Genomic DNA, 1,566 nt, shown 5'->3' on the forward strand with positions numbered 1-1,566 from the left:
CGAAAAACTAGGCATTGATAAGCAACTTATTTTTCCTGTTTCTGCCAGGCAGGCTTTAATGGCTAAAATTAATTCTGATGCAGATCTATTGGAAAAAAGTCGTTTGGCAAATCTGGAGTCATATTTATCTGATAGTGTTCTGTCTTATCGGGGGCAATTGTCGAAACAATCAATTATAAAAAAGTTGGTTTTTTTGCTTAATAAATCTTTAAGTTTAAGTGAAACAAAATATAAATACGCATTAGATCAATTGGAAGAATTTAAGCAAATTGATTGTGATAATGCCGATATGATCAGTAAATTGATGGCTGAAACACAGGAGCGCCAGCAAGTATATTTACTGAGTGTGGAAAAGTTTCAGGCAAGTCGTCGAGTTTTTAGTGTGCAAGCAAAGACCTTGATCGATGCCTTGTCACAGGAAAAAGTTAATTTAGTTATACAGCGTAGCAAACAAGAGCTGACTAAAGGGCTAACAACTTATGCTTTGAAGCAAAATATTCAATTATTATTTGACGATTTACGCGAAGTGCTACTTGAAGCGGTTGAGACTGCGAATGAAACTCAAGAGTTAGTAGGAGTGATTCATAGGAAATTTGGTGAGAAGTATGGTGTCGGGGAGGGGGAAGTAAAGTTATTCTCTCTTGATCAGTACCAGTTTGAGTTAGAGCAAATACTGACAGAAGGTGAGACTTTTCGTTCCAGCCTTAAAACAACGATGACAGAGCAATCCATTGTGGTTAAAAAGCTGTATAGTTCGATAATTAGCAAAATTCGTGACGTGTTTTATCAGGCAAATCAAGATGCGACTGAGTGGAGTGATTCCGTACTTCTGCCTTTAATGCGTCAAATTAAAGAGCATAAAAAGCAAACTGAGAGTCGTTTGCATATGTTGCGTAAGATTAGTAACTCTAATAGAAGGCATTGTTGAAGATATTGAATTGCTTGAGGCCCAGTTAGTGCCGTTAAAACAGCAGTTTACCGAGATCCAGGTGATTAATAAGACAATACGGCAGAATTAGCCTTGCAGTGGTAATAAAATATAGCTGATTAGGCGTGTTCACGGCTTATCTTCTAACGTAGCTCGTATGAAGCTAAGCATAACCCAGCTTTTTACCATAAATCAACATTTTGCTGGGTTACGTTTTTTCGCTACGCTAAAAAATCTAACCCAGCCTACATTCTTAACTTATTGTTTATTATGCTATCCCCCTTAAGTAACCTGAGTTCGGGATAAGGAATTATAGCAAAGGCAATAAATCTTCTCTTCTTAGGTTGAGAGCAGGCTTTTTTTCTTGGTACGAATAAGCAACCAAACAGGCGACTGCATTGACCATATAATTCGTCAGTGATCTGTGCCTAGAGTGTTCTAGCTGAAAAATATTTTTCAATTGATCATTAATTGTTTCAATAATACTGCGCTTTCTCAGTAAGATAGCATCAAAAGCAGCCATCACTCGGGGTTTCATATTTTTTCTAAGTGTTGTAATCAGTTCAACATCATCAGTTGCCAAAAGCTCAGTCAGTTTTTTAGAAATATAACCACGATCACCAAACAGCTTCCCGATC

The 1,566-nt window shown here is 37.2% G+C and carries 1 protein-coding gene and 1 pseudogene; one reads left to right on the forward strand and one right to left on the reverse strand.

Features of this window, described 5'->3' with window-relative positions:
- Window positions 1-928, forward strand: a pseudogene (locus tag CDZ78_RS21600) (dynamin family protein); the annotation flags it as partial.
- 310 nt (window positions 929-1,238) lie between these two features.
- Here the strand turns inward: CDZ78_RS21600 and CDZ78_RS00955 are convergent.
- A partial coding sequence (locus CDZ78_RS00955) for a transposase (RefSeq protein ID WP_167374135.1) occupies window positions 1,239-1,566 on the reverse strand: 328 nt, incomplete at its 5' end.

Source organism: Bathymodiolus platifrons methanotrophic gill symbiont (genome assembly GCF_002189065.1).
Classification (GTDB): domain Bacteria; phylum Pseudomonadota; class Gammaproteobacteria; order Methylococcales; family Methylomonadaceae; genus Methyloprofundus.